Here is an 8512-nt window from a genome sequence, read left to right as displayed (position 1 = left end):
ACGTCCATCTCCGCAGCCGTCTTGAGTTGACTGGAAAGCGGGATAAAGGGACAAAAAAAGCGGTTCCCAGGCATGTTGTCACGGACGCGCCATCTGCTGACGTTGCTCATCTTGTCCGGAGAAGCTGTTACCTGAAAAGATGCATCCAGGGCGGAAACGTAGTTGCCGCCGAGGTCGACTGGCGGCAGGAGCGTTTGTCCGGTGACGAATTCATAGAGAAACGATGCCCGTCTGGCATATTGTCCGGTCGGTGCATTGTTTATCCACTCCTGGACAAAACTTGGTCCGGTCTTCGCAAAGACGCGCGCCAGCAACTCAAGGCTGGTGGGTTCGTGTCGCAGATGAAACTGCAGATGCGCGGCTGCGGCGTCGGTCGGACGCATGTTTTCGGGATACGTCTCGATGCTGTATAAATTATGATGACTGCTCGCCCGGCGACTTCCAAGCTGGCTTTTGACAGCCAGTCCGCCGAATGGCTCTGCATCATATTTCAGTGCGAGCCACATGCCGCCGATCGGGTCTGCCATTGGAATTAAATTCCTGCTGAATTGTCCAAAACCGTTTATTGATGCTTAAAATCGCATATAAACGGTGTCTTGTGTAAAAAAATATATATATGAACAGCCTTAGCTGCGCGTATTGTCCAGCAACTCTGACTGCCATGTTCGGACGCAGCCAGATCCAGGCGGTCTTCATTGTCGTACATAAGTGGGTTTGCCTTTGTCGGCCCCATATGTCTGGTGATCGAAGCTGCCCGTGCCGGAGCGACAAACATGCGATGTAATTGCCGTGTGCCGATGGGATTCATGATGTCCTGCCTGGGGAAAAGCCAGCTACCAGAATGCATCACGTCCTGCTGGCGTTCGGCCTTTACCACTCCTGCAGCAAGGACGGCAGGTCTGCCGGAAGCAGGGTGTTCCGGTATCGTGCACCCTTGTCCCGTTTGATCTGGAGTAGCCGATGCGCAAGATCAGGTGAGTGTCCGGGTGATGAAGAAGCTCAACGCCGACAGGGTGGGATCTATGGTCGATGTTGGCCTGCCCGTCTCATTCTGGGCGATCTGGAACTGGCGGACAACCTCGGCCGTTGCCGTATAAGGTGACCGGATCAGAAACTTGGAAGCTACACTTTGCGCTGTTTCTGGTGTGCCCATTTCTGTGCCCGCATTGGATCGAACTCCCGGATGTAGAAACCAGGTTCAAGCCAATCATCATCAGTTTTCGACGGCCTTCTTCAGAACAACCGTGATAATCGGACATAAAAAATGTGTGGAGAGCCGTCCATGCAGTTACGCTCGAAGCATCCCTTCGACGCGCGGGTCACGCGTGTATTCTTTCGTCACTTCGCCTTTGTGATCAATAATTCCCATTCGCTGAAGCGCCGCATGAGCAGCCTGTTTGCTCCTGGTGTTCGCAAGAGTCTGCTTTCTGATTGCTGCCAAAACAACCTGACGGGAGTTCGTCTTCATGTCTCTAATTATAATGCTGCAGACCGCAGAAGTCTCGATGTTTCATATCAGCGTCCTGGATGAAACCCGCATTTCTCATTCCATGCGCGGTGTCCAATGATGTGGTCCCGATAGGGTTCGGTTGCGTCGACAAAGTCTGGAGCCCAGTTAAGCCGGATGAAATGCATTGTCTGGCGTGATCAGCTCAGCGTCGCTCCTTTCTCGCGGGCGGAAAGGCTGGAATCCGGCTTGCCGTTGTTGCATCCCATGACCACCATCCGCCTGCGCCGAAAGTCATGTTGTAGTAGTTTTCCTTCCCGGCTCGTCTGGCAGTGTAGGCTTCGTCCGTACGGCCGAAAACTTCCATTGGATATCCGGCACTCCGTGCCGTGTCCTGCAGGATGAAGTCGGGGAAAACGAGATTCCGTTCCGCGTCGAAACGCAGTGGTTTTTCGAATGCTCGGCCTGCCGCCACGAGGGCGTCGGCTACGGCCAGTTCATGACTGCTTTCGAACGGCAGCATGCTGCGAGAGACGGTCATCAGGGCACCGGTCCTGACTTCCGCCTGGATCCAGCCCGTCCATCGGCTATTGGGGGCTACGATGTTTCGTGCCGTCACATAGAGCAGCGCTACAACATGCGCCTGCCGCGTTGCTGCAGGTTGGGCGAGCGTGGCTGCCGCCAGTTGGTGCGACCGGACAAGACGGTTCCTCTCGGCTGCAGGCACTGTCAGAAAGCAGCGGTAACCGTCGCGCTGGCCGCTCAGGGTCATGGTGAAATTGTCCCTGGGATCTGGTTCCAGAGCCTCCACAAACCCGATCAGGAACAGATGGTTTTCCTTTCCTTCCGTCCGGACAATGGCATGGAGACGCCGTCCGAACCTTTCATGCCCTGGGCAACAGGGCATAGAAGATCGGAGATCAGTCTGCCCTGCGCCCGGATCCGGGTTCCGGCAGAGGCGATCCGGCCCAGGGCAACCGTCGGTGTGCGGTGTCTGGCAAATTGCGGTCGCCATTCGGTCAGCCCCGCCCGTTCCCACAGGAGATGGAGCAGCCCGAGAGGCGTCATTCGACGCTGTCGCGCCTGTCCGGGCCGATCTGAAGCAGGCAGCGGCGTGTCATCGACTGGCCGGGGTGGTCCCTTGCGGCGCAGGCCGATCGACAGGGTCACGGCGACATCCCCATCCTCACCCTCGCGAATTACGCCATTTACATAGCTGGCGCGCCCACTTTTTTCCGGATCAGGTTTGTAGAAGGGGCATGTCTTTTCGTGCAGCGGCCCTTCATTTGGCCAGACGGCGAGGTGATAACTGTGACTGTCCGCCCGGTAACGGATCTGTAGAGGCAGTGCGGCCCCGCGATGCTGGCACAGGCATCGTGCCTTGTCAGAACGCTCCGCGCTCCGGCTTTCATCATATTTTGCCTTCAGGCGGCGTTCCCAGCGCTCCGGGTCAGTCCGGCGCCATTCGAGCTGGAACCTTTCCCCGCCAGGAAGGATGATGATCGTGCTTGTCATGCCGAGGTTTTTTCTCGCAATATCCTGATCTGGGCGAGGATTTCCTTTTCGGTCATCCCGGTGCTGGCCGCGCTCTCCTTCGGTGCGCCTTTTGTCATCGCGTCCCTGACACCCAATATAAGCCGTGCCTGACGCCGGGCTACACCTGGCTGCCGGTCCACGCAGCGTTCAATAGCCTCCAGGCGTCCAAGCAGGTGACCGTCGATGGGAGGTATAGTGCGGGGTTGTGTCTGAAAACCGGGTTTCGGGGTGGAGGTAGCGTCACGCAGCATATAGGAAAATGGTGTCAGCATGTCTGTTCTGGCTGCGTGTTCATTCCCTTCATCGTCATTGGCGGTCGTAACCCGGCGTGGTGTGGCGGCGACTGCTGCACCAATTTGTGCAAAATTGCGCAGGATGTCTTGAGAACCTGAACCGAGGCGGTCGACTGCTTCCTGGAGTGCGTGAACATCCGGCTCGTCGTGTGCCGTGGTCAGTTCAGACTGAAACAGGCCGCCTTCGATCGTCGCGAGGAGGGCGAGCAACTGCTGGTCCGGGGGCACCCGATTCAGGTCCAGCGGCGCTGCAAGCATGACCGGCTGGGCCATGCGGATCGCGCCTGACCGCCCATTGACGGCGGCAAAGAACGTCTTCGAATGGACGATGCGACCGGCATACATCGTTATGGCCTCGCCCTCGATGAGCGACTGAAGGTCTGCCCAGGGAATACGGGCGACTTCCCGGACTTCGGCACCCCGTCCTTCCCGGTAACTTCCCGCGGAGTTGCCTTCAAAATGCGTGGCCTGACTGACCTCGATCCGATCGGACTGCTTTTCGATCCACTCGCGCGTGCGCATGGCATCCTGCAGGCGCATGGCATGGGTAAGGTTGGCGTTGCCGAGCAGGGTAAAGGCTTTGTCGCCGATGCGTGTCGTGAGACCCGGAAGATCCTGAAACCCCAGCCAGAACATGCAGTTCAGGCCGCGTCCCATGGCCAGCTGCCGGTCCATGCCGTCCGTGACGTAGGCGGAGAGTTCATCGTAGAAAAAATGGAACGGCGCGTCGCCGCTGCCTGCCTTGAGCTTGAAGACCTGCTCGGCGGGGCCGTCGAGGCGGGCGCCAAGAAGCTGGGCCATGACGCCGCGACCGGCCGCGACCACGATCTTGCCCAGTCCGGCCAGCGTATCCGAGGAATTCTCCAGCGCGGGCAGCGTGACGACGAGAATGCGGCGGTTCAGCACCACATCGCGCATATCGATGTCGGGCGTCTGGGCGCGGAAGATATGCCCGAGACTGACGCCAAGCTGCGTGAAGACCCGGGTGAAATACATCTTGGCGTAGCCATGCTGCTCGCTCGGTTTGTTTTCTTTCTGCTCATTCCACGCCAGCGAGGAATCATACCCCGGCAGTTCGCCCAGATAGGCCTGGGCTGGATAGAGGATATCGTCGGGAATTTCGGGAACGCTGATCTCGATGGGGTGATCGGAGCCGGGATTGCGGATCAGGAATACGCGATGCCGGGCCAGCGTGCCGATCCAGCGCAGTTCCATGGCGTAGCGCATGGTCTCGATGTTGATCGGCACGCCGTGGGTGTCGCGCATCCAGGTCAGCACTGGCGCGATCGTGCCGGCAAGGCCGACAGCACGGTCCCGAAAGACGCCGTTGGCGTCGTTGCTCGACGGCTCACCAAGCTGGCTGACCAGCATTTCACGGATGGCGTCGGCATTGCCGGTCGCAAACGGATTGAACGTATTGGACTGGCGGATGCCGCTTGCGGTCAGAAAATTGAGATTGAGCACCTGGTCGTCCAGCCCGAAGCGGCGGGCGAGCGCCAGTACATCGCCGTGGACCGTGTTGTCACCCTTGCCGTCGATCAGGATGAACCCAGATCCATGCGCGAGAGGATTGGCCAGCAGGGAGATGGCGGATGTCGTTTTGCCTGCACCCGTTGTGCCGGGCACGGCGGCGTGCTGGCGTCCCGCGTCGGATGAAAGCCAGAGTTGCTGGCCGGTCAGTCCGTCCGTTCCAAGATATATGATGCCTGCCGCCGCCCGCGGCCGACGGGTTTTGGGATCAAGATCGTGTTTATCCTTCAGTCCGCAATACCTGGGCAGATGAAAAGGCAGCACGGGCTGGCGGGTCATGACCCAGAGCGTCAGGCAGAGGGCGAGGGGAAAGGTGATCCCGACGATCGCGGGAACCAGCACGCTGAGCCCTGCCAGAATCATGAGGGCAAACCCGGAACTGCTGGATTGCAGCTCTTCGGCGATCCGGACCGTGAAGGGACGCGTGTCGCGATAGGTGGAGCCGTGTCTCAGTTGCTGGTGGACCTGCGGTCCGCCGATCTTGCGCTTCACCATGCTTCAGTCTTCCAGACCGAAAGGAGATTTTCCGGTGCCGATCGTAGGCGCCACGGGAGCGGTTGGTGCCGTGGGGGAAACCGGCGCCGTCGGCGCTGTCTGCGCGCCACCTGGGGGTTGCGGATAAGTGACGACAGGCCGCTGCGTCATGATGCGTCGTGCGGCATCGATTTCCGCGCTCGCCGGGTGACCGTCGGGATTGCCGACCACATTTCCATCGACCGGCATGCGCGCACCCGGGACATAGGTTGAGCTGACCCCTGGCGCGCCTTCGTCCGTCATGGGCGAGCCGGAGAGTGGGGGTAGAATTGCAGGCGGTCGTAGCATGCCAGCGGGCCCCGTGTCGGGAACAGCGCGGTCGGCAACCATGGCCTGACGTGTGCCGATGATCAGGATGGCGGCCAGTCCTCCAGCGATGAGCGCGGGCAATGCCTTTTTCAGGTGCCAACGCCGTGCTACTGCCGCTTCTGGTAAAGTCGCTGCTGCATCACGTGTCTTCATCTGTCCGAAATCAGATCCGAGATGGAGATGGAGCGGCTGTAAGCCTGTCCCGTCGAGTTCAATGGTGATGGGCGCCCGGCCATCAGCGTGCAGGATGATACGGGTCATGGGAAGATCCTTGTGCTTCGGGCATCGGGCGCAGGATGGCGAGTGCGTTCTCAACTGCAGGGATGTAAATCGGACGCTGGTAGCGCCGCTCTTCGCTCCAGTGCGCACGCGCGCCAGCGGCCTCGATGCGGGGATTGGGATGAAGGTCTTCGGCCGGGATTTCAGCAGGAAAGCCGAGTGAGTGCAGCGCGTACCACAGTGATCGGTCGATAAGTTTCACGATGGCGAATGAGGAGGGCGCGAGTACGCCCGCCTGACGCCGGGCTTCGTGCAGCAGGGTCATGAGCGCGGTCACGCTCCATCCGCTGCGCTCGCAGACCGTATCGATACAGTTTGTGATTTCCTTGTCCTGCAGGGCAGAGCGGGCGCTTCGCACAACGGACTCTGGCACCGTGAGCGGCGCCAGCGGACCATGGGGACCATCAAGGCCGACGTCGGCCAGACCGGCAGAGAGTTCACCAAGCAGGGCGAGGGCTTCCCGGCGCCTCTGGAGGTAGTGCATCGCAAAGGCAACGAGAAGCACCTGTTCGACAGGGGATGCGGCGTTGATGCTGGACCAGTGGCGGCCCAACTGGCGTGTGAACGCCTCGAGCGCGCCGGTTTCACTGTAGCGGTCCTGTGCATCGACAGCGAAGCGCGCGCCCCATTCGGCACGTGTCAGGGCCGGGTCTGCGGGCAGGGGATTACCATCCGTGGGCGTTACAAGTCTGTCCAGTCGGCGTCGGACGAAGCCTTTCAGTGTCGGAAACATTTCTGCCTGCACTGCGATCAGACCTTCCAGATCGAGCGCTTTTGCAAAACGGCCGGGGGCAGCACGCCACATGCATAACCCGCCCATGAGGGCAATCACGATGGCCACCGGCCATTTCAGGGCATTGCCCAGGATCGCAAAGCCATAATAAAGCTGGATCGCCCGCACCAGGTCCGGTCGATATTGCGCGGCCTGCAACTGGAACCGCAGGCGCATCAGGTCGGGATTAGACGTATGCAGCAGGTTGATCTGCCCCAGCATGGCCCGCAGATAGAAGGCCGTGATCTGCGTATGCCACAGGCTCCAGGCCATGTAGCTAAACAGCAGGACCCCGACGATGATGATGATCGAGGAGAAGAGCAGATAGTCATCGCTGGATGACCATGGGACACGGCTCGTGCTCATGAACGATCGTCCCCGCGGTTTCTGGCCATCATCGTGAGGGCGATGTCGTAGAAACGCCGGAGATAGGCGTTGCCATGGCGTGGGGTATGAGAGTGATAGAATGCCACGGCCTGCCAGAGGTCGCCGTGTGCCTCGTGCATCGCCTGACCAAGGATCCAGGCGCCTGCTTCGATATTAGCGCACGAACTGTCGCGCAGCGCCGCATATGTTTGCGCGGGCGTGCTGTGCCATCGCCTCGCGATGCGATCGACCCATGTCGTGTTGACCTGCATCGGCCCGAGATCCGCCGTGCCGTTACTGTTCGGGCTGACCATTCCGGGACGGCCGGCCTCGACATAGAGGAGGACGAGCAGCACGCCACGGGGCACACCGGAGATTTTTGCCGAAGCCTCCAGACAGGCTGCAATCTGGCGGCCATCTTCTTGGATGCTCGCGGCGCGGGCGGTCGTGCTGGCGGCAAAAAGGGGAAATACCCCGAGTGCCGCCAGAGCGAGGCGGGGGATCATGTCGCCCCCTGCAGGGTCGGCGCGACATCAGCGATCCGGCCATGGGCTTCGCCCCAGAAGTCGATCAGATGATTGAGGACCAGCGCGTCGTCCATCTCCGCAAGCCTCATCGTGACATCGATCAGACATAACATCACGACCGTAAATGAACCGGCGCGCACCTTGCGGACGGCATAGCCGAGCGCGCTGTCGGGCGTCCTGCTGACATCAAGGGCAAAGCCCGTCCCTGTCAGTTCCAGCCACAGGGTTTCGGCACTGATCAGGAAAACGGGCAGATAGGCTTCAGGGTGTGCCGCGTCGGCCGGTGGTACGACCACCCGTTTTCGGGTGCTACGGTCCAGCAGTTCAATCGGCTTGCCGATCTCGGCCAGAAGCCGTGTCTGCGCGGCACTGATCGCCGCCAGATCGATCGTGCTCATGAGAACCGCCTCCTTTGCCATGTCGGCAGGGCGGTGCGGACCGGCCCGATGAGGAAGCGTCGTATGGAGCGTATCGCGGCCGGCAGCGTCAGCCCGAAAAACGAGATCGTGCCGAAAAACACCACGCCGAAGACCCCGATCAGCAGGGTGGTGAGGCTCCAGTGTGTCACGGAGATCAGAATGGGAAAGCAGCTGCGGGCATCGAGAATGAAAACCCGGACAGGATAGGCCGTTGCACGCCACATCACGCGTCTCTCCTTTCTTCCGCCAGAGCGGTGTCTTCGGTGATCAGATCGGCATCGAGCAGTTTGCGGATGGCCTTTCCGAAAGACTGGCCCTGCGCCTCGACCGCGTCGGCCACTACGTCGGGCCAGTCCGTCGGCTCGGTCCGGGTGAGCTTGCGGCGCAGATCACGATCGAAAGTGAGGAATTCGCGGATCGCAACACGCCCGCCGCCCTTTCGGGGCACAAGGCGCTGGTTGATGCAGAACCGGAGCGCCTGAGCGAGGGCCGAGACGAGG

Annotated in this window: 10 protein-coding genes and 1 pseudogene; 1 reads left to right on the top strand and 10 read right to left on the bottom strand. The window is 60.4% G+C overall.

Translation table 11 applies throughout. The annotated features are described in order from the left end of the window. A pseudogene (locus GXY01S_RS12980) lies at positions 1-527 on the bottom strand (Fic family protein); the annotation flags it as partial. Between the two features lie 755 nt (positions 528-1282). Here GXY01S_RS12980 and GXY01S_RS18690 point away from each other — a divergent pair. After that, on the top strand, positions 1283-1531 hold the full coding sequence (locus tag GXY01S_RS18690; protein WP_174520969.1) for a hypothetical protein: 249 nt from the start codon (positions 1283-1285) through the stop codon (positions 1529-1531). Positions 1532-1652: 121 nt separating this feature from the next. On the opposite strand, the gene GXY01S_RS19030 is transcribed toward GXY01S_RS18690, so the two are convergent. Genes GXY01S_RS19030 through GXY01S_RS19020 form a run of 9 tightly spaced genes read right to left on the bottom strand, consistent with a single transcriptional unit; the run spans position 1653 to position 8460 of the window. Beyond that, on the bottom strand, positions 1653-2219 hold the full coding sequence (locus GXY01S_RS19030) for a DUF1173 family protein (protein ID WP_255210444.1): 567 nt from the start codon (positions 2217-2219) through the stop codon (positions 1653-1655). 47 nt (positions 2220-2266) lie between these two features. Further along, positions 2267-2962 carry a DUF1173 family protein gene (locus tag GXY01S_RS19025; protein ID WP_255210443.1) on the bottom strand — a complete coding sequence of 232 codons (696 nt, stop codon included), beginning with the start codon at positions 2960-2962 and terminating at the stop codon, positions 2267-2269. Next, positions 2959-5301 (bottom strand): type IV secretory system conjugative DNA transfer family protein, encoded by a 2343-nt coding sequence (locus tag GXY01S_RS12970; RefSeq protein ID WP_061275718.1) that lies wholly within the window; start codon positions 5299-5301, stop codon positions 2959-2961. Before GXY01S_RS12970 ends, GXY01S_RS19025 begins: the two co-directional genes overlap by 4 nt. 3 nt (positions 5302-5304) lie before the next feature. After that, a complete protein-coding gene (locus tag GXY01S_RS17290; RefSeq protein ID WP_082770870.1) occupies positions 5305-5910 on the bottom strand; it encodes a hypothetical protein in 606 nt (201 codons plus the stop codon). Beyond that, positions 5885-7066 carry a secretion/conjugation apparatus DotM-related subunit gene (locus GXY01S_RS12965; RefSeq protein ID WP_061275716.1) on the bottom strand — a complete coding sequence of 394 codons (1182 nt, stop codon included), beginning with the start codon at positions 7064-7066 and terminating at the stop codon, positions 5885-5887. Before GXY01S_RS12965 ends, GXY01S_RS17290 begins: the two co-directional genes overlap by 26 nt. Continuing rightward, positions 7063-7572, bottom strand: coding sequence for a lytic transglycosylase domain-containing protein (locus GXY01S_RS12960; protein WP_061275714.1), 510 nt, complete (start codon positions 7570-7572; stop codon positions 7063-7065). The genes GXY01S_RS12965 and GXY01S_RS12960 overlap by 4 nt, the downstream gene beginning before the upstream one ends. Continuing rightward, positions 7569-7991 carry a hypothetical protein gene (locus GXY01S_RS12955; RefSeq protein WP_061275712.1) on the bottom strand — a complete coding sequence of 141 codons (423 nt, stop codon included), beginning with the start codon at positions 7989-7991 and terminating at the stop codon, positions 7569-7571. Before GXY01S_RS12955 ends, GXY01S_RS12960 begins: the two co-directional genes overlap by 4 nt. Further along, positions 7988-8236 (bottom strand): IcmT/TraK family protein, encoded by a 249-nt coding sequence (gene icmT / locus GXY01S_RS12950; RefSeq protein ID WP_025440148.1) that lies wholly within the window; start codon positions 8234-8236, stop codon positions 7988-7990. The genes GXY01S_RS12955 and icmT overlap by 4 nt, the downstream gene beginning before the upstream one ends. Further along, positions 8236-8460 (bottom strand): hypothetical protein, encoded by a 225-nt coding sequence (locus tag GXY01S_RS19020; RefSeq protein WP_255210442.1) that lies wholly within the window; start codon positions 8458-8460, stop codon positions 8236-8238. The genes icmT and GXY01S_RS19020 overlap by 1 nt, the downstream gene beginning before the upstream one ends. Between the last annotated feature and the right edge of the window lie 52 nt (positions 8461-8512).

Source organism: Komagataeibacter xylinus NBRC 15237 (assembly GCF_001571345.1).
Taxonomy (GTDB): Bacteria; Pseudomonadota; Alphaproteobacteria; order Acetobacterales; family Acetobacteraceae; genus Komagataeibacter; species Komagataeibacter xylinus.
The sequence above is the reverse complement of the archived record's forward strand: the minus strand, read 5'-3'. Positions and strand labels throughout refer to the sequence as shown.

What these genes read in the sequence shown, in the direction of transcription:
- GXY01S_RS12965 (WP_061275716.1), bottom strand. Translation starts at nt 7,066, where the DNA reads ATGAGCACGAGCCGTGTCCCATGGTCATCCAGCGATGACTATCTGCTC.
- icmT (WP_025440148.1), bottom strand. Translation starts at nt 8,236, where the DNA reads ATGTGGCGTGCAACGGCCTATCCTGTCCGGGTTTTCATTCTCGATGCC.
- GXY01S_RS19030 (WP_255210444.1), bottom strand. Translation starts at nt 2,219, where the DNA reads ATGACCCTGAGCGGCCAGCGCGACGGTTACCGCTGCTTTCTGACAGTG.
- GXY01S_RS18690 (WP_174520969.1), top strand. Translation starts at nt 1,283, where the DNA reads ATGCAGTTACGCTCGAAGCATCCCTTCGACGCGCGGGTCACGCGTGTA.
- GXY01S_RS17290 (WP_082770870.1), bottom strand. Translation starts at nt 5,910, where the DNA reads ATGACCCGTATCATCCTGCACGCTGATGGCCGGGCGCCCATCACCATT.
- GXY01S_RS12960 (WP_061275714.1), bottom strand. Translation starts at nt 7,572, where the DNA reads ATGATCCCCCGCCTCGCTCTGGCGGCACTCGGGGTATTTCCCCTTTTT.
- GXY01S_RS19025 (WP_255210443.1), bottom strand. Translation starts at nt 2,962, where the DNA reads ATGACAAGCACGATCATCATCCTTCCTGGCGGGGAAAGGTTCCAGCTC.
- GXY01S_RS12955 (WP_061275712.1), bottom strand. Translation starts at nt 7,991, where the DNA reads ATGAGCACGATCGATCTGGCGGCGATCAGTGCCGCGCAGACACGGCTT.
- GXY01S_RS12970 (WP_061275718.1), bottom strand. Translation starts at nt 5,301, where the DNA reads ATGGTGAAGCGCAAGATCGGCGGACCGCAGGTCCACCAGCAACTGAGA.